This window comes from Anaerosolibacter carboniphilus (genome assembly GCF_014205875.1).
Classification (GTDB): domain Bacteria; phylum Bacillota; class Clostridia; order Peptostreptococcales; family Thermotaleaceae; genus Anaerosolibacter; species Anaerosolibacter carboniphilus.
This window is the reverse complement of the sequence record NZ_JACHEN010000008.1, coordinates 1-24,865: the sequence shown is the minus strand read 5'-3', so window position 1 is coordinate 24,865 and position 24,865 is coordinate 1. Positions and strand designations below refer to the sequence as shown.

15 protein-coding genes are annotated in these 24,865 nt (G+C 35.3%); 3 read left to right on the top strand and 12 right to left on the bottom strand.

From position 1 onward, the window contains the following. Positions 1–28 precede the first annotated feature (28 nt). The 5 genes from HNQ80_RS07735 to hcp all read right to left on the bottom strand — a co-directional run bounded on the left by HNQ80_RS07735 (position 29) and on the right by hcp (position 11,602). Positions 29–397, bottom strand: coding sequence for an ArsR/SmtB family transcription factor (locus HNQ80_RS07735; RefSeq protein WP_184309862.1), 369 nt, complete (start codon positions 395–397; stop codon positions 29–31). 452 nt (positions 398–849) lie between these two features. Continuing rightward, positions 850–1,959 (bottom strand): response regulator, encoded by a 1,110-nt coding sequence (locus HNQ80_RS07730; protein WP_184309860.1) that lies wholly within the window; start codon positions 1,957–1,959, stop codon positions 850–852. Beyond that, the gene (locus HNQ80_RS07725) at positions 1,952–5,017 is read right to left on the bottom strand and encodes an ATP-binding protein (RefSeq protein WP_207726913.1); all 3,066 of its coding nucleotides are present in this window, start codon (positions 5,015–5,017) and stop codon (positions 1,952–1,954) included. The genes HNQ80_RS07730 and HNQ80_RS07725 overlap by 8 nt, the downstream gene beginning before the upstream one ends. Before the next feature lie 163 nt (positions 5,018–5,180). Further along, on the bottom strand, positions 5,181–9,299 hold the full coding sequence (locus HNQ80_RS26420; protein WP_184309858.1) for a copper amine oxidase N-terminal domain-containing protein: 4,119 nt from the start codon (positions 9,297–9,299) through the stop codon (positions 5,181–5,183). A gap of 638 nt (positions 9,300–9,937) precedes the next feature. After that, positions 9,938–11,602 (bottom strand): hydroxylamine reductase, encoded by a 1,665-nt coding sequence (hcp, locus tag HNQ80_RS07715; protein WP_184309856.1) that lies wholly within the window; start codon positions 11,600–11,602, stop codon positions 9,938–9,940. A gap of 358 nt (positions 11,603–11,960) precedes the next feature. Here hcp and HNQ80_RS07710 point away from each other — a divergent pair, with 358 nt between their 5' ends. Further along, positions 11,961–12,353, top strand: coding sequence for a YmaF family protein (locus tag HNQ80_RS07710; RefSeq protein ID WP_184309854.1), 393 nt, complete (start codon positions 11,961–11,963; stop codon positions 12,351–12,353). A gap of 735 nt (positions 12,354–13,088) precedes the next feature. Here the strand turns inward: HNQ80_RS07710 and HNQ80_RS07705 are convergent. From HNQ80_RS07705 to HNQ80_RS07690, 4 genes are all read right to left on the bottom strand, one after another. Beyond that, on the bottom strand, positions 13,089–14,360 hold the full coding sequence (locus HNQ80_RS07705; protein ID WP_330602800.1) for a bifunctional diguanylate cyclase/phosphohydrolase: 1,272 nt from the start codon (positions 14,358–14,360) through the stop codon (positions 13,089–13,091). A 507-nt stretch (positions 14,361–14,867) separates the two neighbouring features. Next, on the bottom strand, positions 14,868–15,005 hold the full coding sequence (locus HNQ80_RS07700; RefSeq protein WP_184309851.1) for a cyclic lactone autoinducer peptide: 138 nt from the start codon (positions 15,003–15,005) through the stop codon (positions 14,868–14,870). Beyond that, complete coding sequence (locus HNQ80_RS07695) at positions 15,002–15,670, bottom strand: accessory gene regulator ArgB-like protein (protein ID WP_184309849.1); 669 nt, start codon at positions 15,668–15,670, stop codon at positions 15,002–15,004. The genes HNQ80_RS07700 and HNQ80_RS07695 overlap by 4 nt, the downstream gene beginning before the upstream one ends. Before the next feature lie 15 nt (positions 15,671–15,685). Beyond that, the gene (locus HNQ80_RS07690) at positions 15,686–16,141 is read right to left on the bottom strand and encodes a hypothetical protein (protein ID WP_184309847.1); all 456 of its coding nucleotides are present in this window, start codon (positions 16,139–16,141) and stop codon (positions 15,686–15,688) included. Between the two features lie 362 nt (positions 16,142–16,503). Here HNQ80_RS07690 and HNQ80_RS07685 point away from each other — a divergent pair, with 362 nt between their 5' ends. Next, on the top strand, positions 16,504–18,948 hold the full coding sequence (locus HNQ80_RS07685) for an MASE3 domain-containing protein (protein ID WP_330602804.1): 2,445 nt from the start codon (positions 16,504–16,506) through the stop codon (positions 18,946–18,948). A gap of 309 nt (positions 18,949–19,257) precedes the next feature. After that, positions 19,258–21,024 (top strand): methyl-accepting chemotaxis protein, encoded by a 1,767-nt coding sequence (locus HNQ80_RS07680; RefSeq protein WP_184309843.1) that lies wholly within the window; start codon positions 19,258–19,260, stop codon positions 21,022–21,024. Between the two features lie 351 nt (positions 21,025–21,375). On the opposite strand, the gene HNQ80_RS07675 is transcribed toward HNQ80_RS07680, so the two are convergent. From HNQ80_RS07675 to HNQ80_RS07665, 3 genes are all read right to left on the bottom strand, one after another. Then, positions 21,376–21,549 carry a zinc-ribbon domain-containing protein gene (locus HNQ80_RS07675; protein ID WP_184309842.1) on the bottom strand — a complete coding sequence of 58 codons (174 nt, stop codon included), beginning with the start codon at positions 21,547–21,549 and terminating at the stop codon, positions 21,376–21,378. Positions 21,550–21,720: 171 nt separating this feature from the next. Then, entirely contained in the window at positions 21,721–22,824 is a 1,104-nt protein-coding gene (locus HNQ80_RS07670; protein ID WP_279288968.1) for an NAD(P)/FAD-dependent oxidoreductase, read from the bottom strand. A 139-nt stretch (positions 22,825–22,963) separates the two neighbouring features. After that, positions 22,964–24,565, bottom strand: coding sequence for a methyl-accepting chemotaxis protein (locus HNQ80_RS07665; RefSeq protein WP_184309838.1), 1,602 nt, complete (start codon positions 24,563–24,565; stop codon positions 22,964–22,966). Positions 24,566–24,865 lie beyond the last annotated feature (300 nt).

Here is a 24,865-nt window from a genome sequence, read left to right as displayed (position 1 = left end):
TCCTCCCAACAACTAAAATTTATTAAAACTACTTATGGGTAATATGGATAAATCCTTGATCGAAAATATTTTTAATGTGCTCATCATCTAAGGAATAGTAAACTACTTTTCCTTCTTTTCTAAATTTCGCTAATCCAGCTTGCTTTAGTACCCTTAATTGATGGGATATGGCAGATTGATTCATACCAAGAAGTGCAGCAATGTCACACACGCACATTTCTGATTCAAATAAGGCATATAGAATCTTAATTCTGGTCGTATCTCCAAATACCTTAAATAGCTCAGCCAAATCGTACAGTTTTTCTTCCTGGGGCATAGATTCTTTTACTTTATTTACAATATCCTCATGGATAATGGTGCAACTGCAGCTATCTATCATTTGTTTTTCCTTTTCCATCTAATCATCCTCCCTTAAATATATGCACATATATTCATATGTTCACTTTTATTATATTCCTATGTGCGCTATTATTCAATTACATTTTTTAAAAAGAAAATATTTCCGAAAACTTTCCCGTAAAATATGCTACATTCATAGGTCATATTCTCGTAAATAATGGTACTTCTGACAATAAAATCAAATCTCCTGCAGAAGTATTTAAGCTTGCTTAGACATACTGAAAAGCTCATCGTTATATTTTAATTAGACTCAGCAGGTAAATGCCCATTTTATTCAAGCTGCCTTTATTATCTGCCTAGAAACCACGGCAGTAGGGTCTATATGATATGTACATGTATGATCTAGACTACATATATTACCTAGTTCTCGCATCATAGTTCATCATAGCTTATGGGTCTGAACATTTTCGACAAAAAATGCACCCTAATCATTAGGGTGCTAATGCAATGCTAATATAGTTGTCTTCGTAATACACTTACTGTTTCTTCGTTTGGTTTCTCTCCCAACTCTTCCCAAAGTAATACTTCTAATTGCTTATAAATATCGAAGGCTTTTCTCACGTTACCTAATTCCATATGGTATTGAATCAACTCTTTGTAATAAAGTTCACCAAAGGGATCGAGCTCAATTAGCTTTTCTAAGATGACCATCCATAATTTGGGTTTTATTTTTATCTTATTGTAGTATCGGATATATTCTTCAAAAAACCGCTTACAGTCTTCTCTGTTTTTTTCTCTATAGGGCAATGCCCAGTTATAATCTTCATAGCCAAGGTATCCCTTTATGGCATGCTCAATCATACGCAATAGGTTCTCATCATCACCGATATAGTTCTCTATCTTTCCAGAAAATTGAATTTGATCATAGGTTATATCAATATTTAAGGAATACCTTTCATCAGAATAAAGCAGCGGGTCATGATATTCATTACTTTTTAATTCTTTTCGAAGTTGATAAACCGTGGTATGCAGTATTGCTGCTGCTTTATCAAGGGAGAGATCAGGCCATAAATCTTCAATAATCTGCATTCGATGCATGGTCACTTTATGATGCAATAAATATGCACATAATTCTTTTACTTTTTTGGTCCTCCATTTTATAGGTTGTCCGTGTTTGTTATACAAAACAAAATTACCCATAAATTGAGCATTTAAGTGCATGGTTTGATGTACTTTAGTGGAGGAGGCTTTCCTTCTTCTCTTTATTTTTTCTATAGCTTGAAATAAGCGTTTTTTGTCTAAAGGCTTTAATAGGTAATCTGTAGCATGAACCCTAAAAGCATCCAGAGCATATTGGTCATAGGCTGTTACAAATATAAAATCAATGTTTTCATCAATTTCCAATATTTGTTCAGCTGCTGTAATTCCATTTTGATCAGGCATTTCAATATCTAAAAAAATGATATCTGGTTCAAGTTGCTTTATGGATTTTAAAGCATCTGTTGGATGCTCAAAAGTCCCTACAACTTCTATATCTGCTGTTTCCTTTAACATGTTCTCTATCAAATGAATCGCCAGTATTTCGTCATCAATAACCAATGCCTTTAACATATTACTCATCCTTTTCCTTCTCTTCATACCAAGGCAATATTATAGTTATACTAGTGCCTACGCCTTCTTCACTTTTGATTTCAATGTTTCCTCCACTATATTGTTTAATCCTTTTTACAGTATTGATTAGCCCCACCCTACCTTTATGATTAGCCTCCTGCGTAAGCATCTGATGGATGATTTCTTGTTTCATGCCAACGCCATTATCCGTAATACGAATCATAATTTGCTTATCCATTTGCTTCATCATCAAACAGATTTGTCCATTTTTTCTGCTGCTAACACCATGCTGAATGGCATTTTCAACGAGTGGTTGTATTAATAATGGCGGAATCATACAATCTTGATTCAAATTCATTTCTATCTCAAATTGAAATTTATCAGGATATCTTGCTTTTTCTATTTCAACATAGGAGTTGACTAAAGATATCTCATTACGAATCGGAATTAGCATGTGTGTATTTGTAAATGCAAAGCTTCCTCGTAAAAAATTAGCAAAATTTAAAAGTAAGGTGCGTGTCTTTTCAATATCCATGTAGCTTAAAGACATGATGGAATTTAAGACATTATATATAAAATGTGGTTTGATCTGTGCTTGTAAAAATGCAATTTCCATATTGGTCGCTGCTTGAGCAGACTCTTTTACGGATATCAGGTTCTTCATTCTTATCTTTAGCTCTGTTAAGTCTATTGGCTTATGCAAAAAATCATTGGCCCCTGATTGAAATGCTGCGATCATATCTTCCGGCAAAATAGCTGCCGTAAGCATTAACACAGGTAGCTCTGTCAAATTATGTTTTTCTCTAATTTTCTGACAAACCTCGTAGCCACTAAGCCCCGGCATCATAATATCAAGCAAGACCAAATGTATATTCATATGATTCTCTAATTGTTCTAACACATCCGCTCCATTATCGACAGCAATAATACAATATTCTTCGGATTCTAAAGCGTCCATTAATATGCGCAGATTAGAATGATTATCGTCTGCAATGATGATTTTCTTATGCTTTGTATTTCCTTTTATATAAGGAAAAGTATAATGGGGCGTGTATTCAACAGCCTTATCATGAGCATCTTTTATTGGACGAATATCCCCTGCTTCTTGATTTATAATAGGTAGACTAAAACTAAAAGTTGATCCCTTCCCAAACTCAGATTCAACCCAAATCTGTCCGCCTTGTAACTCAACCAGCTGTTTCACAATGCTTAATCCCAGGCCAACACCATGAATCTCTTGAGGTACAGCGCCTGCCTGCTCATAGCTATTAAAAATAGAATCTAATTTCTCTTCTTCAATGCCGACCCCAGTATCTTCAATGGAAACAATTATTTTATCATCTTTTGGCATGGCGGATATTTTGATTTCACCTTGATCTGTATATTTTATTGCATTATCAATAAGGTTATATAATATTTGCCTTAAGCGATTTTCATCTGCATAAACCAATGGCGTATCTTTAGAAATTAAATTTATGATTTTTATATCTTTTTTAATAATGTATTCTAATACCTCTGAGACAACAAAGGTAGCAGCGCACAAGTCTATCGATTTGAGGTCTAGCTTTAATTCATTTCTTTTCAATTTCGCAAGATCTAAGATATCATGAACCAAACTGGAAAGACGTTTTGCTTGGTGGATCACAAGTTTGATCTTCTCTTCTTGATGTAATGTTAATGTGCTGGCCACATTATTATTTAGCATCGTTTGTAAAATCGTGATAATACCATACAAAGGGGTTCTAAATTCATGGGATGTTTTTGCAAGAAATTCATCTTTTAATTTATCAACCTGTAACAGTTGCTCAGATAATTCTTCATTTTTCCGATAGGTATCGGTAAATCGATTTGCCATATACAAGGACAGCATTAGTAAATAAAGAAATGGAAAAACGGGGGGCAATATATAAATCTTAATATCTCTCATCACGTTAAGCGTTGCTACAATAGCATATAAGATTAATATTAGAGAACCCAAGAATAAATGCCCAGCACCTGTCGTTCCCTTCATGATTGCTTTCGCTTGAATGTATAACACATACAGCAGGGTGATCATAAAATAGATGGTATGAACAGATTCTAAGTTTGAATTGATGTTGACTGGAAATAGGATAGATAGCGTCACACCAATTCCCAGTATTATGATACAACGTACAATTTTTATGTTAGAAAATGCTTTTAATGTGGTATGAAAATAAGCTACCAAGAATAACCCTGCCAAATTCGATGTGCTTTGAAGCTTTTGAAATAATTCATAAGGTATCCCTGGATATAGGTAATGTAAAACCTTTTCTCCATGTGTTGCTGAATATACAATAACAGAGAAGCAGAAAAGTGAAAAATACAAAAGGCTGATATCTTTCCGAAAGTGCAGATAGAACCCTAAGAAATAAATACCTGCCATAAAAAAGGCAGCGATTATAATCCAATCATAGGTTATGGCACTTTGTCTTAGATTAAGGGTCCCGTTTTCATCTCCAAGGTATATAGAACCGATTATTCCTCCTCCTGAAGCATAGTCGAAATTTGCTGTATGAACAATGATTTCCATATCATCGTTATTGTTGTAAAAGAAAGCAGCATAAGGCGTATTATGGGGAGAATAGGTTATATCTTCTTTTGGTATTCCACTTTGTCCAACCCTTGTTCCATTGATATAAATAGCATTAGACATACGAATATTAGAGGTCTTTATACCTAATAAAGGTTCATTTGGAGGAACTTTTACTATTAATCGATATGTGGCACTTGTGTACTTTGAGACAGGTTTATTGTTGATCTGATACTTAGTCCATAGTGACGGCACCGATACATAAATAGGATTTTCTCTATCTCTAAAATATTCAGAACCAACAAGCCTCCCAGGAACAAACTCCCATTCCCCATTCAGTTCAATGGGCCCATACTCATTAAAATCATAATTTTTCAAATCTAGTATTCCTTGTTTGGCTTTTAATGCATCCCCATTCGTAATACCAAAATTAAATACATTTCCTATCGACAAGGCTATTACTAAAAAAACTGTAATTGTTAAGATCATTGTTCTTATTTTCACTATAATTTTCACTATGATTTCCTCTCTGATCTCCTTTTCTATGGCATATACGTGTATTATAACAGAATTGTTTCGGATAGATTGAAGGTAAAAAATACTAAAAAAACTGTCTTTATATAAGTAGAGGGATTGGAAATAAAACCAATCCCTCTACTTATTATTGTTTATTTCCTATCTACTTGATGATCTCTACAACTTTCGTTTCACCAAACCATAGAACGTAAGCACCTAATTTTTCTGAAATATAACGAATAGGAACCATTGTTCTGTTATCAATCATCTTCGCTGGAACATCCATATCTTCAATTAACTGATCAATTGTTAATTCGAGTACTTGACCATCTAACGTGATTGTAACAAGTCGTAAATCTTGGTTCCAATCTACTTTTGCACCTAATGCTTCGGCTACTATTCGGATGGGTACAAGGGTTCTATTATCCTTGATGATAGGTGCAACATCCGTTAGCTTGTTAACTTCATCAACTGAATAATCATTGCTATCAACCGTTAATTTGATTTTGCTAATTTTATCGGTTTTTACGATACTGTACAAACTGAAAGAATCTGTGTAAAACTCAAATGTTTCTTCTTTGCTGTTATAAGTTCCGCCTAACTTAACTGTACGGTACGCACCGTCTGCTTGAGGAACAAATCTTACAGCTGTCATATTATTTGTTGCGCCTGTCAAGCCTAGTTCTTTAAGATTTATTGTTACTTTCACAGGTTCTGCAAAACTCTTGATTCTTTTGCTTGTCCCATCACTATAATTTAATTGTGCTACCAAGTCTAAGACCTTACCACCTAATGGCTGTAAACCATAGCTTTGCAACTTTGCGCCCGTTAAAACTTCTTCAGTTTTCTTTTGTTCCGTTAGAAGGGCACCTAACTCTAATGATGCACTTAATCCTTGTTTTACTTCTGGAACGGCTAAACTCTTGTTACCAAAATCAATCTTAGCTACAGTTGATTCTAGTATTACTGGCTTCCCTTGTTCCATTATTTTATTAATTTCTGTGCTTGTAGCTTTTACAGTTCCTTGACCTGTTTCTACAGTGGATAAACCATCTGTAATTTTCGTTGCAGGTTGAGCTACAGTAGGTTGAGGAGTATTTGCAGAGCTTCTACCACCTCCGCCACTGCCGCCAGTGGAACCTCCACCACTTGCTGGAGATGCTACCATTGTCACAGTGACACTAACAGCATTTCCGCTTACTTCGATAGTTCCTATTTGTGTTACATATCCAGCCTTGCTTACACTGTAATCATACGTGCCGTTTTGTAAGTTAATTATCGCTTTTCCTTCTTCATTAACTGTTAAATCATAACCATTAATTGAAACTTTTGATACTGGTAATACGCCTGTAGATGTTTTTACAATAAATTCTACAGGATATTTCACTACTACTGTAGATGCTGGTAATAATGTTTTTTCTATCGAAACTTCCGAACCGTCTACTACAATTTGACCTGATTGAGTCTCCCATCCAGTCTTACTAATGGTATATGAATAAGTCCCATTTGGTAGCTGAATGGTTGCTTTTCCTTGATCATTTGTAGTAAGAGTAGAACCATTAATAGAAATAGTTGCATCCGCTAGAGGATTTGCTACTCCCCAATAAACCGTGAAGTCCGTATCATAGGATACGCTATAAGGAATTACTGAATTTCTAAATATCTCAAATTCTTCAATCAATAAGTCTAGAAGCTCATCTACTTCCTGCTGTGTTGCAGCATCGTTTTCGTTTAACATATTGACTGTTTCCATTAATACTAGATCGAATCTAACTGCTGCTTCTTCAGGGTACTGCCCAGGTTCTATGCCTACATCTACTGATTGACAAAATAATTCTATTTCATCAAACTTTGCCTGTAGAGATGATTTATCTACTGTTTGTTCGACCAAGAAAACATACTCTTCATCATCTGATAAATCGAAAGCTTCAGTTACTGATGTATATCCTGGTTTTGATAAACTAATAGTATTGCCAAGTTCTCCAATTGTTACCGTGACTCTACCGTTTTGGTCTGTAGTGTAAATAGTGTCATTTAACACGACAGATACACTGGCTACCGATTCGTCAGTACTCTTATCTTTAACGATAATATCTACTACTCTTTCTCTTACTAATTCTTCAACCACACCAGACCATGTAGAAGGTATAACAAAACCATCATATCTTGTTGCTATGTAGCCCTCTCTAAAAAACTCCAAGTCATTAGCTCCTGCAAAAATTTGAATCGTTACTTTACCAATACTATTCGTTACATAAGATACCCCGTTAATTATAGCAGTAGCATTTGCTAACGGTTGTTTGGTTCTCGCATCACGTATTGATAAAACGACTGATCTGGTTTGTGGTTGTCTGGTTACCTTTACAGTGTAAGTCTGTACTGCTTTACCTTCCTCTTGCACTGTAATTTCAAACGTATTTAAACCTGTTTGAAGATCTAGTACAGTAGGATATTCTGCATCTACACCACCAATTTTAACTATATCTAAGTCATTATTTTTCATAGTAAAAATTTCAAGCTGCGTTACCGCATTAGATACTGTACCTTCGATTAATAAAGGTATGTTATCAGATTCATCGACCACAAATTCTGAACCGCCTACTATCTCTAATCCTAAAAGCTTACTTTTTTCAGTTATTCTGGAGTTCTCAAAAGCTGTTACAGCTGCTTGTAAAGTATTAGTAGCACTATCTACATCAAGTTGGCTACTTTCTGCAGCATACATTACATCTTCTGCTACAGATAAAGCCTGCCACAATGTATTTCTAGATCCTACTGGGTACTGACCTACTCCCGTACCTTCTACTGAATCGTAGTATAAATCATTAGCAATTCCTATTAACGCACTCAGTGCAGATCTATCCACGACGGGTATCTGTACTGCTGAACCTAAAAACATTTGGTATGCTATGTTTAAATTTACTACTGCGTTGTCCAATTCGGACTGTATAGTTGCATTATCTCTTATATATACTGCTGAGTAAATAGCATCAAGAAAAGTAAACTTGGCCTCCAGTGGATACTGTCCTGGCATAGTTCCAGTTACTGCATTGTTGTATACATTAAACATATCATTTATTAGATTTGTCAACTCCGAAGTATCTAAAGTAGGCGTCGGAGCTACTATCAGCCCCTCGGGTATCGAAATTGCATATAAATCTGTAAGCCTAGAAGGATCTACATTATCTGGATAGTAAAACCATGCCTGTCCTCCGTTTCGCATAACATACACGAAATATTCAATCGCATATGCTTGCATCTGTGCGTACTCTGGGTCTGCTAGATCATATGTATAAACGTTTCCACCCTCATGATTTAACTGCTGAAAACCCTTTACAATACTTAAACCATGCTGATTAATTGCAGATCTATGATATACGTTTATTAATGGAACATCGCCTTCTTGTAATCCTGTAATAGTGAATGTTGCTGGAATACTATCAAGGGATGTTACTGTGGGAAGCGTATGAGTAACTATAGGAGCTGAATTCTTGCCTGGTAACGATATCTTAAATGCGGTTTCATACCCATTTTGATCAGCTCCTGATGGGTATATAATTGGGTCTATGTCTCCCTTTACTTTATCAATCCTGAAATAGTACAAGATTTCGGTTACGCCATAATTAATCATCCATTCGACATCTTCAGAAGTTAACGGAGACATTGGCTGCCACGTATTCTCTTCTATATTCTCAAGTGTCAGATTCCCAAAAGGTTCTAAACCTGCCCCTGTTTTCATATAAGTATGCATATAGATCCTATGTACATTAGGATAGTTCGCAGCTATTGTGATTGTAGATATCGGGCTGTAATCTGTTCCTATTATAGCTGGAGGTACATGGATAAAATCCTCTCCTAAAGATTGTAATAATATAGGTCCTTCTGCTGGTTCCTCATCTGTACCTAAAACATTAATTGTCTTAGTTACTAAATAATCAGATACAACTGCATTGATAGTAAATGTTCCCGAAGGAGTATCTCTTTTAACATTTAATACGTTGTCTGTAATGCTCCAATTATCTGTATTACCTCCATCAATACTAAATGTTGTTTGTTCTGTATCAAGTTCCCCTGCGGTATTGCTGTATACCTGTAATGTCACTGTTAGATCGGACTGCATGCTAACTATATCTAATGTATCGGATATTGGTATATTTCCTTCTTCTTTAATTTCCATTTCGCTATTGCCATCCATAAGTCCAGATGCGCCAGCATTTACTATACCCGTAGGTAGTAGCATGACCAATACTAAAATCAACGCTAAAATTCTTTTTCCTTTCACTTGATCTCCTCCTTTAGTATGATTGATAATGGCTAAGTTTAAATCTACTCTTACTACTTATTAATTATTGCTTTGCATTTCTACCCCCTTATTCGTTTTTTGATGATAAGATGAAGAAAAAATATAACTATGTATAAATATCTTACTTTTTGTGTCTAAATTATTGACCTAAGTCCAATTCTTACTGTCTATTTGAATGAAGCAAAGTTAGAACTTACGTCATAGATCATCATAATCTATGGGTCTGAACATTTTCTGAACATTTTCGACAAAAAATACACCCTAATAGCTAGAGTGCTAATGCAATACGAATATGTTTGTTTTCATAAAGATCTTACTGTCTCTTCATGCGGTTTCTCTTGGGTTGTCAACATTTATCTAGACAACTTTTTAAGGTGATTTGACTTGTATTGATATGGTAATAAATAGCCTAATGATGAATGAATTCTATTACTTCAATACTCAAGGGTTTCTCCCTCATTCCTTATATCCATGGTGAACCTATAGCAGCAAAAGGGCTTTCAAACTGATGACGGATTTAGTAATATAGGCAATAAATAAACTCCCCAGTATTTGTTCTGCTGGAGAGTTTATCTTTTTTCAGGTATACATTCTAGTATGAAAATTTAAATGCTTACTTAAGCCAATGCACCCTCTGTACCTAGGATTGCACCCATATCCGCTTCAACATTTGAGATAGGTGTAATATTGAAATTATCCACCAATACCTGTAATACATTTGGTGAAATAAATGCTGGTAGCGAAGGTCCTATATGGATATTCTTTATACCTAAAGATAGAAGCGTCAACAAAATACACACAGCCTTCTGTTCATACCAAGACAGGATCAGCGATAATGGCAGTTCATTGACGCTGCATTCAAAGGCTTCTGCGAGGGCAGCGGCTACTTTTATTGCTGAATAAGCATCATTACATTGACCCATATCTAGTAATCTTGGAAGTCCTGCAACGGTACCGAATTCCATTTTGTTGAATCGGAATTTTCCACATGCTAGTGTTAATATAATTGTATCTTTTGGAGCTTTTTCTGCAAATTCGGTATAATAGTTTCGTCCTGGCTTAGCTCCATCACATCCTCCTATTAAAAAGAAATGTTTAATATCACCCTTTTTAACTGCATCAATTACCTTATCTGCAACACCTAGAACAGTATTATGCCCAAAACCAACAAGGATCTTCTTTTCCACTTCGTCCTCTGACCATCCGCCAAGTTCTAAAGCCTTTTCAATGACTGGTGTAAAGTCCATAACCCCATCTTTTTCCTCAATATGGGTAATATCTGGGAAACCAACAATACCTGAAGTAAAGATTCGATCCTTATAGCTTTCCCTAGGTTTTTGTAAACAGTTTGTCGTCATCAAAATAGCACCTGGAATGCCATCGAACTCTTTCTGTTGATCCTGCCATGCGCCACCAAAGTTTCCTACTAAATGAGAATACTTCTTCAATTCTGGATATGCATGGGTTGGTATCATTTCTCCATGGGTGTAGATGTTGACCCCTTTACCTTCTGTTTGCTCTAACAGCTGCTTTAAATCCTTTAGATCATGACCTGAGACCACAATGAATGGCCCCTTCTTTTTCGTGATCAAAACCTCTGTCGGTACTGGGTGTCCATAAGTTCCTGTATTCGCACCATCTAAAAGCTCCATACACTTAAAATTCACTTGTCCTAGCTCCATATTTAAATTCACTAGGTCTCCCACTTCTAAAGTATCATCAATCACAGCTGCCAAGCCTTTATAGAAGAAATTGCTAACGGTTTCGTCCATTTTCCCTAGAACATGGGCATGATGACCGTATGCACCCATTCCTTTCATTCCATAAATCAATAACTCTCTTAAGGATCTTATGTCTTCATTTAAACTGCTATCCGCCATGATACCTACTTTACTAGCATCTACTAACATCTCATCCCTAGTCATAGGTGGTTCATAGGCAGCTGCACTTGGGACAGGTTGTCCAATTTCTCCTGCCAATGCTCTTAACTGCTCTTTTACCTCAGAAGCCTTCTTAATATAGGATTCAAATCTCTCCGGATCAAAATTTACATTTGTTAGGGTTGAAAAGATTGCATCTATTACAAACTTATGGGTGTTTTCGTCAATTTTATGTCCCTTTTCCAAAGCTTTGTATCCATAAAAGCCAATTCCTTTGAGCATATGGACTAATAAATCCTGAAGCCCCGCAACCACTGGGTCCTTTCCGCATACCCCGGACTTTACACATCCCTTACCTCCAAGAGTTTGCTCACACTGAAAACAAAACATTTTGTTCTCCATAAACATTGTCCTCCTTTTTCTCCTTAATTAAACCACTTCCATGCAGTTTGTTAAATTAATACCACCAATTTTTACTATTAAACAAAAACTTCCTATGCATCTGTTAATTTCATATTCTCACAATCATTAAAAGTGATCTGAATAATAAAACTTTTTGTTTATAGTATTATTTTGGTACCTACCGCAGGCTCTAAAGAAGTAAATTCACTATACATCGATGTGTATATTTACCCTCAGTTAGATTCTGAAAAGATATTGTCCGTGTCCTAAATTGTAACATCAGTTTCCACTCGCGAATATAGTAGAACTGACAATAGATATATAATCCATTTATTTAATAAAATAGGGGGGAAGCAAGATGTATAATTACTTTGAAGGGCAAAACAAGGATCACACCCATGAATATCAGGGGGTTACGACATACGATGATGGTCATATCCATAGATATAGAGGATATACTCATGGAACTATACCTGCATATGGGAGCCATGTTCACTATTATGAAGGATATACTACTGTTGAAGACGAGCATAGGCATGAATATATAGGACATACAGGTCCAGCAATACAGATTCCTGGTGGCCATATACATTATATGCAAGGGATAACGAATTACGTTGATGGGCATGTTCATAAATATATGAATGCCACCTCACATCAATTACCTTCTCATTTATCCTCCCACCATTGCATGCTACCACGCCCGCACCAATATACTAGATCATATTATGGAATGAATCGAGAATATTAATAAATAAAGAGTGTAGGAATGGCAGGCTTTATGCCATTCCTTTGTTATTACATATAATGTTATTCTAAGGGTTTCTCCCTTATACCTTATATCCAGCTGGTTATCGCATAACACAAAAAGAATTTTCAAACTAATTTTTGGAATAATTTAGCGGTTATATATCCTACTTTGAATGGTTAATATAATATCATCAGGTACGTAATGGTTGAGCCAAGACTTATATATGCTCTCATAAGGGGTGTATATAGGTCGGCCAAAGATTGCATACGGATCCTAGTGGGTTCGTATGCAGTCGGAGGGAAGATTCTATATGGTAAAGAAAGGTTTTATTGCAGTCGACCTCAATTGATTGTAATAGGGTCCCAATTTATCATGTAGGGTCGAGCGAAGATCCTGCAGAGTGCCGCAGGTCGTAAGACTGATGGTTATATGCAGCCGAGAGGTTGCATATAGCTGTTAAGGTATTCTGCATGGTCGAACGAACCATCATCATGGGTAATGACCTGCTTGGTTATGGTCGAAAGATCATAGCTAGGTAATAAGTTATCTATGGTGGTGCAAGGTAGATCATTACGTGCTTGATTTTTATATTTATATAATCAAAATTAAAGTTTCTGGATTACCAGGAGCTTTATTAAATTCTGCTTCGGATCTTTAAATCAATCTATTCTTTAGATGTATGTCCTCTTCTGTGGTGGCTATCACCCTCAATTGTTTGGAAAATGTTTAGATACCTCAGCTGATAAACCCTTCTTTTTCTCCCACTGCTTCGACAAACATATCCACAATATTTGGATCAAATTGTATAGCCTTGCATCTTTGGAGTTCTTCCATTGCCTGCTGATAGTCTTTCCTTGTTTGATAAGGTCTATTTGATGTCATTGCATCAAAGCTATCAGCTACACTTAGGATTCTAACAAGATAAGGGATTTCTTCCCCCTGTAGTCCAGAAGGGTATCCAGTGCCATCATATTTCTCATGGTGATGTAATATGAGTGGAATAATATCTTGTAGAGAAGGCACATGCTTTAATATTTCAATTCCTTGTTCAGGATGGCTTTTAATCATTTTCCACTCATCAAAGGTTAGCTTTGTTTTTTTATTCAAAATATCAATTGGGATATTGATCTTACCTATATCATGCAAGTACGCGCCATATTTTAATATTCTTTTCTCCGCTTCATTAAGACCCAGCTTCTCAGCTATAAGTTTACAATAGATAACGACGCGCTCCGTATGCCCATAGGTATATCTATCTTTAGCATTAATTACACTGATTAATGTCTTGAATGAACTAATCAGATCAATATGTTCCGTTTCGATATCTTTCTTTAACTCATCTAGGACCGAAACATAAGCCTCCACTCTGTTTTTATTAAAAAACTTTGCCCTATATAGGGCATCATCTGCGCTATTTATTAGCTCTAGCTTTGTTTTGGATTTATCTGGAAAACAGGATACACCTATAGATATCGTAAGCTTCTTTCCTGGTAAATTTTCTTCACCCTCAAAGCATGTATTCTCTATGGCACATCTGATTTTCTCACCTAATTCAATCGCTTCTTCTTCTGGTATAGATGGAGCTATTACAGCAAACTCTTCCCCGCCATATCTCGCTAAAGTCTGTTGGTCATTTATACTGTTTTTTAAGATTTGTGCAATATTTTTTAATACTTTATCCCCTTGCAGATGTCCATAAAGATCATTATAACTTTTGAAATAATCAATATCTATAAACAATAGCGAAACAGAATGATTCATTTCTTCAGCTTCACTCATAGAAGTAGTTAATTTTTCTTGAAAATATCGGTGATTATAGACATCCGTTAACTCATCTATATTAACCAAAGCATGTAATTTTTCTCTATAATTTTTTTCGATTTTCACATAATCTCCAAGCAGCCATGCCGTTAATACAAATACACCCGTTAACACTAAATCTGTTTCGAAAAAGCTATTTGCATTCGCATTACTCGTGCCAAAAATTAAATCTGTAGTCAGAATCATAACTGAGCACACGGATGCGCAAAGTAATCCATGGTACATTCCAAATTGTATAGTTGATGTAATAATAATGAACAGGAATAAAAATTTAAAAGAACTCAAATGCTTTCCTGATACAAAAACAATTGCATAAAAAACTCCAACAAAAAGTATTGTCTCAATAATATCACTTATATCCCATCTTTTCTGAAAACGGCTTCGTTTGTACGAAAAAATCCACAATTCATATATTAGCATTAATGTTCCGACGCAAATCGTAGTAACAGATACCAGATCGTAATTATCACTGCTAATTCGGGCGATAGAATTATATCGATTGCCATAGATACTAAAAACTATTATTCCACAAAATAATATTGATATTAACTTAACTATTGCCACAACCTTATGTACATTCTCTCTTCTACTATCTTCATATAAATTCATTTTCTCACCTATATATACTCTACTATAATTAGTTAAAATTGTAGAAAATTAAAATAAAAAGAGGTCAATTTCCGACCTCCCTTTTTATTTTTCTCTTAGCAGCTTTGGTTCTGTAGGTTGATACACTCCCCATACACAAGCGGATGCTGCAGTCGTGCTAGCAAAAAAAGCTAAAACTGTAGCTCCAAAAACAGCAAGTGTAGTAAATAAATGCTTCTTCATCTTTTGTCACCTCCAGTAATAAAAGAAGTTTTTGCTAATAAAATATCTAAATTTGATATTATTAGATGACCTAATCTTGTTAAAGTAAATGATTGCCATACCAATCCAATACATATTGCTAAAATAAGTTTCATTGCTGGATAGTTTATTCTCTGGAAATATAATATGAATAATCCGACTGAACAAATAAGACAAAGATGAATAAATTGAAATGACTTTTTCCTAAGTCGCTCTTTCGACTCCTGCTTAATGATTGGTTTGTTAGGAGTATCTACAGGACAATATCTTGAAATAATATAATAAGCATATATAAAACTAAGAATATGAAATATTAAGGCAAAGACTAAATTTATAGAATTGAATTGATTTATAGCTACAGAAAATCCTACGAATATAATTGTACCTATCGTCGCACATCTATTCGGTGATGTTGCATGAACACCACCAGAATATTTTCTTAAAATACTTGCCGTAAATGATATTATCAAAGACTCTAAAAGCACACCAAATAAAATTCCAAAAACAGTGATTAACAGAATTGACCATAAAATATGCAAAATAGCAAAAGCTCCATAAGCTAGAATTTCTTCATAATCTTTATCAAAACCTAAGATTACTGATATTTGAGAGGCAAAACGATTCGATAGTTTTTCAATTAAATACATTCTAACCCTACCCTCTTATCTAATTCTTTTCTTTCTTATAGAACCAATTAAACACATGATACCAAACATTAATAATAGAGAAGGTGTTCCAAGCAAAATACTTAGAAACGATTGATTAAGTAGTATTTCTACATCCATTTGAAATAATTTTATATATGATAGAATTGTAACCCAATCTGCAAATGAGATAATAATGAAGCTTATTATTGCTACGGAAATAGCCTTAATAATATCAATCTTATTTATCTTATGCACCAAAATGATATATGCTAGCAGAGTAATCATAGTATGTACACCAAAATTAATTGGTAATTGCCTAACTAGGTATGTTATTATTCCTAACATAATACCAGATCGTATAACCCTACCTTTATCTATTTTCTCACCTGTAAGTATATAGCCAGCAAAAATGAGCAATACTCCTTCAGGTATTGTCCTTAGAAATAATGCCAACAAGGGTAATTTTAACACTTATTCGGCCTCCTTTCAACAAATTGCTTTCAACATCTGACACCATATTTCGACATATAACTAAATTCGACAGCATTGAAACAAATCCTTTATATTTTATAATGGAAATACCTTCTAACGATTGAATTTACAAAGTATGTGTATTCGATACTAACCCTCCAATATATTTATACATATAATTTTTATTTTTCTTGATACGAAGGAAAATTCGCAAAGGATTTTCCAGTATTTTGTAGAACTTATAAAACGGTATTCAGCAATATTTTAAATTGAGTTATTTATTAGATTTTTTTAACATTTGACCACTTAGGGAGGGCTAAACATTGGAAAATAATTTTACATTCGGAAAACTATCTCAATTCATGTCTAAGCAATCATTGATCAGACTGTTTTTTTTTGCATCAATTATGCTAGGTCTCATATATTCCAGTTTTGAAAATTATCTGTTCTTTCATATCCTTGTAGAGGGTCTGTGCATCGTTATTGGTCTTGGCGTAATGGTAATTGCCTTTAACACTCATACCTTTACGAAAAATGATTCTCTGTTACTTCTAGGAGTTTCTTATTCTTTTGTTGCGGGTTTCGATTTTATTCATACGATTACTTATAAAGGAATGAACATTTTTTCTGGTCTAGACGCAAATGTGCCAACACAACTATGGATTATAGCCCGATACATAGAAAGTATATCGCTTGTTATTGTATCTATATTTTTAAATAGACGGACTCGAGTATCTAAACTGACTTTTTTATATTCTGTCATTTCTGCTTTTTTATTGCTATCTGTTTTTTATTGGAACATTTTCCCTAACTGCTTTGTGGAAGGGATCGGCCTAACTTCTTTCAAAAAAATAAGCGAATATATCATTTGCGGTATTTTATTGATAGCAATATCTTTCTTAGTAAGAAAAAAAGAATCCCAATCACGTGAAGTCTTCTTTTATCTGATCCTCTCTATTACACTTACAGCTATCTCTGAGTTGTTCTTTGTATTTTATGTTAGTGTATATGGTCTCTCAAATATGCTTGGACATATTTTCAAATTACTATCTTTCTACTTTGTATATAAATCCATTGTGCAAACCTATCTAAAAGAGCCTTACCATCTTTTAAATAAGACGAATATTTATCTAGAAGAAGTCATGAGTGAACTAGAAGAAAGCAATGCTGAATTACAATCAGAAAATGATAAAAGAAGAGCTATTGAGAAAGAATTATTAAAAGATCAAGCTGTACTAAATTCTATTCTTAATTCAACAGAAGCTGGATTTATGGTGATAAACATCGATGGAGAGCTCATGAAAATAAATAACCAATTAATCAACATGTGGCAAATCCCTGAAAAGATTATTGAGAAAAGAGAAGCTAAAGATATCATAAGATTTTTAAAAGATCATTGCAGTGATTCTAGAAAAATCCTGTTGAACTTTCAACAAAAACCCCACGCTTCTAAAGAAAATATACATTATATTAAGGCCAAAGATGGAAGGATCATAGAGCAATTATATAAGCCCCTTATAACTGACGGAGAAATATTAGGCAGTATTTGGAGCTTTCGTGATATTACAAATAGCCTACATTTAGTTAGTCAATTAAAAGACCATGAAATGCGCTACCAAACATTGGTCGAGATGATGCCCGAAGGAATTGGAATTATAGATAAAGGTAAATACATCTATGCAAACAAAGCCTTAGCTAAGATACTGCAAGTAGGATCTCCTGAACAACTAATGAATCAAAATCAACATGATTTTTTAAGGACGCATCCTTCCTGTAGCAATACGATTCATAATATACTTTTAGAAATCTTAGAAAAAAAGAGAGTCCTACCATTTTTAGAGCAAAAAATCATTTTACACAATGGTACCGTTCTGGATATTGAAGCTGCAGGTTTTCCATACTCAATAAATGAGGATACTTCTGCTGTTATCATTGTCAGAGATATTTCTGGAAAAAAACAAAAAGAGCAACTACAAAAAGATATTCAACAAAAACAAATCCAATTAGAAAAAGAGCAAGAATATAATAAGACAATCACTCAGTTTTTTTCAATGATATCTCATGAACTGAAAACGCCGTTAAATGTGATCCTTGGTACAGTACAATTGCTTCAAGTTAGTGAATTTCATGCTGAAAATACCTCATTCAAAAAGTATATCTATGTTATGAAGCAAAATTGTCACCGCTTATTACGGTTGATTAACAACTTAATTGATATAACAAAGATAGATTCAGGCTTTTTACATATGAATTATAAGAATTATAATATTGTGAGTATCGTCGAAGATATTACCTTATCCATTGTGGAATATACAAGAAGCAAAGGGATTGAACTTGTTTTTGATACAGACATAGAAGAAAAAATTATTGCCTGTGATGCGGATAAAATAGAACGAGTACTCCTGAACTTACTTTCAAATGCCATAAAATTTTCAAATCCAGGAGGTATTATAGAGGTAAACATACAGGATGCAGATGAGAATATCATTATTTCTATAAAAGATACAGGTATAGGTATTCCCGAAGATATGCAGGAAAAAATCTTTGATAAATTTAGACAAGTAAATGATCCTTTAAGTAGAAGAGCTGAAGGCAGTGGTATAGGTTTATCTCTTGTTAAATCAATTGTTGAGCTCCATGGCGGAACGATTGGTGTAAAAAGTATTTATGGTCAAGGAAGTGAATTTATTATTAAGCTGCCTGCTATATTCATGAATAGCGAAAATAATGAATATGACGAAATTGCTTCTACAGGGGAAATAAATATCGAAAGGATAAATATCGAGTTTTCTGATATATATTCGTAAGAAATGGATAGAGACAAAGCAACTTCTTATTCTAAGGAGTTGTTTTCTATTTTATACCCAAAAATCAGTCAATGAATGATTTTTTCTTATGGCAATTCAATCTATAAAGCAAAAATCGAAAGTACTCCTTAAGCTTAAATTATAAGAGTAAAAATAGATAGGTTTTGAGTTTCCCATTATAAACCATACTCAAATACTTCTTTATTAAAAGGATTTTGACAAAAATTGTCGAATTTAAGTTAGTCAATCAAACAAGTTCCATCTACGCTAAATTCTTCCCATTTTAAAATGAGAACTGGAGGCACGCTTATGCAAACAAAAAGAATCAAATTGAACTTAACAAGCTCTATTCGCACCAAACTGATTGCGATGACATCCCTTTTACTAATCCTTCCGTTATTAGTTACTGGAATCGTTAGCTATCGAATTGCAACAACCGAGTTAAATAAGAAAGGAGAAGTCATACTAAAGAACAGTGTCAAACAGGCACTTCAGCTTATTGATACTAAACAAAAAGAAGTAAGTACGGGAAATAAAACTTTAGCCGAGGCCCAAGAAGAAGTTAAAATCTATTTGTTGGGCAAGATGAATAGCGAAGGCAAAAGAGACATCAATAAGAACATTAATTTAGGAGAGAATGGCTACTTTGTAGTATATGATGAAAATGGTTTAGAGGTCGCTCATCCTTCTCTAGAGGGTAAAAATGTGTGGGATGTAGAAGACAAAAGCGGCAAAGGGTTTAAACTTGTTCAAGAACAAATAAAATCTGCTCAAAATGGTGGCGGATTTGTTTATTATACATGGACATTACCAAACTCTGAACAGGTAGGAGAAAAAATATCCTATCAAGAAAAAGACCCCCATTGGGGTTGGATTGTCTCAGCTGGTTCCTATATGCAAGATTATAATCAAGGTTCTCATGCCATCTTAAAATTACTGTTGTTCATTTTAGCAGGATCTACTATTCTAGGCCTGATTGCTATTATCCTATTCTCTAGACATATATCTGTACCTATACAGATGATTAGCAATAATTTAGAAGAGGTGTCCAAAGGGAATCTTCGCATTATGGAGCTAAACATTTCAAATAGGGATGAAACAGGGATGTTGGCAAAGTCTTTTAACGTTATGCTACGAAATATGAAGGAGCTTATTTCCACAATGAAGGATTCTTCGACGACAGTAATGAAGTTCTCTGACTCCTTAGCAACGATTACGGAAGAGACTTCTAGGGCTATCAACGAAGTAGCAACGACCATACAAGAGGTGGCTCAAGCCGTTGGGGAAGAAGCAAATAGCACTGAAAATGCGGTAAACAAAGTCGATATATTGGCAAACAACATTGAAACAGTAGCCGATTCAGCCATAAATATGGATCAAGTAGCTTCAATAACCGATGAATTAAGCGATAAGGGATTGAAAGCTGTTGAAACACTAATTGGTACTACAGATAAGAATAATACAGCCACAAACAGTATTAGTGAGGTTATTAACAAAGTAAGCGAAAGCAGCAATAAAATCAATGTTATTACAGAAACCATTACACAAATTTCTCAACAGACAAATTTACTGGCTCTGAATGCATCTATCGAAGCTGCACGGGCAGGAGATGCGGGTAGAGGTTTTGCAGTGGTAGCTGATGAGATCAGAAAGCTGGCTGAACAATCGGAGAACGCAGTGAAAGAGATCAAAGATATTATTGGGGACATACATAAGTATTCTAATTCCTCTGTGGAAACAATGGAACTCGTTAAGTCTGTATCTAAAGAACAAAATACTGCAGTAAATGATACAAAGAATGCTTTCAAGGAAATATCTAGTGCTCTCAAAAAGCTAATTATTAGTGTAAATGAAATTAGTAAAGAAACCCTATCTATGAGAAATATGAAAGACGAGATTGTAGGAATTATGGAAAATATCTCTGCTTCTACCCAGCAAACATCGGCTGCCACTGAAGAAGTGTCTGCGTCATCCGAAGAACAATTGGCAGCGGTAGAAGAAGTATCAAGCCATGCCCATGAGTTAAAAGTCTTATCTACACAGCTAGAACAGGTTATCGAACAATTTAAAATATAAGAATCTTTCCATCAGATATATTGAATAAATATTGCGTCACAATCGGGTGGGAGATCCCGCCCGATTGTGACCATACTTCGTAGGGATCGGCGCCGTTCCGCGGTTTTGAATCCCTATTTTTTTTCGGAACGATGAGGCATCGTTCTCTACAAAAAACATGATTCTCTGTGGTTTTGTAGGGTTGGACGACCCTGTCCAACCGTTATCGTTGCGACGTATTTTCCTACAACTGCGAAACAAGCGTATAGGCATTCATATATTAAAACTCACAGCAAAATGCAAAAATGCGCTATCGTATAAAAAAATAAAAACCCTAGTGGATAAAATCCTCTAGGGTTCATTATTGATATATTATCTTCTGAAGCCTCTGTTGTTATTGTTTCTTTGTTGCTTCTTCGCTTGTCTGCAAGCTGGACATCTTTGAGGTTCATTTTCAAAACCTTTTTCTTTGTAGAAAGCTTGCTCGCCTTCTGTGAAAACGAACTCTTTCTCACAATCTTTACATGCTAAAGTTTTATCTGCCATTTCAACATTCCTCCTTTTTCGTTGATTAAGATTTAATCTGGTTCACATTATTACCCTAAAAGAGGAAATGTTGTTAACTGTATTAAATCTATCTCTTGATGGTCGTTAAACCATCATAGCACTTTCATCATAGCATTATATTCAAAAGAATGCAACAGTTATTGTATATTTTCATACAAAAGGCCTCAGCAGATAGCTTACAAGCTTTAAGGGATCGTGATGCCCACTATTGAAGAGTTTTTCTCCAAGCCTTCCACCTAAGGCTCTTATCATTAGGTCAAATCTTGTATTATCTGCTTTTTCCATCCCTCGCCTTAAAACCAGAGAGTTCTCATATCCTTGGCGTAAAGGCTTTGTTAATTCTTCGTATCTCCCCATACCGGACAAATCTTGAGCTGCATAGATACCTGTCAAAAGTGCAACCCATTGACCAAATCCCAGAAACGGCATGATTGATCCAAAGCAATTGCCAGTGAACAAGGTATTTCCTAGCCTAGGTTGCTGACAAACTCCTATGATATATTCAGTAACTTCAAAGCCATCGGTAATCCTCATCTCTTGATTTAATTTACTGCAGGCTTCCTGATAGAATTTTTCCCATAACCTATCAATATCCTTTGCTTTGTTTTCTGGATAATCTGGGTATGCAATCACAATGTTTGCTTCCTTATCAGAAAATGGGATCAAGTAGGCGTAGCCTTTTGGTGCAAATTCATTGTTTAACCACGCAATGACTGTACTTGGTGTGAAATGGCCTTCAACCGTTGCACCTTTCAGCGTCACAGATAAATCTTTACGATAATTATCAAGCTTCATCACATACGCTGCATCCCCCGTAGCCATAACAACATGGGTAAACTCTTTCATTAATTGCTTGTACGTATAATCACTATTATAAATAATCTTACTTTTCACCTGTCTCCCTAGCTGCTTTTCAAAGGAGTCTTCATGCCGTCCCCTTATATTGGTAAACCCTAGAAAGCCAGAAATAGCTGTTTCTTCTTTCTCACTATATAGCATAAGCTTCGAAATATTGCTTGTCGGGTGTAAAAAAACATTGTGCTTCTCTGCCAAATAGACAATACAGTCGGAAACTGGCCTTTGCAAAATAGAAAGGAGTATTTCTCCATTTACGAATCTGTCTCCCGTCTGACTTCTACTCTCAAATATTGTTACATCCAGCCCATGTTGTTCAAGGGTTAAAGCACAGGATAGACCTGACAAACCTGCACCCATGATCGCTACCTTCATTTTGTCACCTCTTCTGGATCTCAATTTACTTCCACAGACAATCCCTCTAGTGTTAATAGTTTTTTCAAAAATTAAAAAAATATTTAAAATAAAAGATTCCCGATTATTCCATCAGGAATCTGAATGTTTTCATTACAAATATGGTACCTTTTGTTAGAATGCCTTAGAACTTGAATATTTTTATGGCCTCACCTAGGTGATTCACCATATTATTTAGTTCCTGTAAGGATGAGGTTATTTCCTCCATGGAAGCCGTTTGTTCTTCCGCAGATGCACTTATTTGTTGGGTTGAAGCTGCTGTTTGCTGGGAAACAGAAGATACACTTTCTATGGATTTCAGAACATTTGCTTTTGCACTGTCCATTTCATTGATATCTGCGTCTAGCAAATCAACCTGACTGGTTACCTCTTCTACAGCGCCTTTTATTCCCTCAAATGTTTCCTTTGTTTCTACGAGAGCACCATTGGCGTTGGTCAGGATTGCTTTTGCTTCTTCCATGGTATAGTTGGTTGTACTAATAATACGGATAATATCTCCAATAATGCTTTGTATCTCCTCTGTTGCTTTCGCAGATTGCTCTGCCAGCTTGCGAATCTCGTCGGCTACAACAGAAAATCCCCGACCTTGTTCTCCTGCCCTTGCAGCCTCTATAGCAGCATTTAATGCCAATAAGTTGGTCTGTCCTGCGATTGCCTTAATGGCTTCCACAATCATTGAAATGGACTTGGATTTTTCAGCCAAAGCTCCTACATTTTCTGCAACAACAACAGAAGCCTTTGTATTTTCTTCGAATCTACTTTCAAGCACATGGATCGCTTTCATTCCTCGCTCATTTTTTAATCTCATATCCGTGGTACCTGCCGCAGTAACTTTGATTTTCTCATTGGCAGCTACTATTTTATCTGCTAATGTATTGGTCATTTCCAGGCTTGCTGCCGTCTCCACAGCTTGATTCGTTGTCCCTTTAGCGATTTCTTGAATCGTTCTTGCTACTTCTATGGTGGAAGCGCTCACTTCTTCTGTGGAGGAAGCGATAATCTCGGAGGCCTGTTGGAGCTTTAAAATCGTTACCTTTACATTGTTTACCAATGTCTTGATATTTTCTGTCATATGATTGAAGCTTTCACCTAATCTACCCATTTCATCTGATGACTTTGTATTCATCCTTGCACTCAAATTCCCTTTTCCAGCTTGTTCCATCGCATCTATAAGTTTATTTATAGGTTTGATTGTAGTCTTATGAATCAATAGCGTAATCATCAAGGTGGCTGCTAACATTGCGGCTAAAAGTATAATTCCAATTTGTACCTTTAATGCACGTAAAGGGCCAATAAACTCCTCTGTTGGAACTTCCACCACCACAATACTTCCTCCTACAGCTTGAAACACAGCATATTTTTCAAGTCCATCAAAGCCATATGTGAGATTTCCATTTCTCCGTTCAAGAATCGTCTTTCCCCAATCGTAATCGTCTAGCTTCTTTCCGATCATTTCCTGCTCAGGATGGACTGTGATGATGCCCCTATCATCTATCACATAGCCATAGCCCTCTCCCCCTATTTTTAGCGTTTCAATTAAAGTTTTCAAACTTGAACTGTTTAACTGCATAATGGTGGTTATGGTATTTAGCTCATTGCCTGCCTGTTCCTGCAGTTGCTCCATGATTGTATCCTTGGCATTGTAATAGTTGCTTAAACCTAATATCCCAATCGCTACAATCATGACCAGTAGAATAGGAAAAAGGATCTTGCTTCTTAACTTCATGGATTATGCCCCCCTTTTATTGTTTGAACGTAAAACATTTATGTGCTGTATTTCGATAGCTAATCCTGATAATCCTGCATTTTAGGAAAGCGTTTTTTTGTGATTTATCATATTAAATTTTTACCCTCCACAAGTATTCCGTAGGAACTCGCTCCTTTGCCATTCCTTTGTTTTTAGCATCTATATTTCGGAACGACGAGGGCGTCGTTCCCTTGTAATATATAGTTAGATGGATTATCCATTTTCTATCTTAAAAAAGTCCGAATAATCATGTCAGTGGGTATATAAATCTGGAAGGAT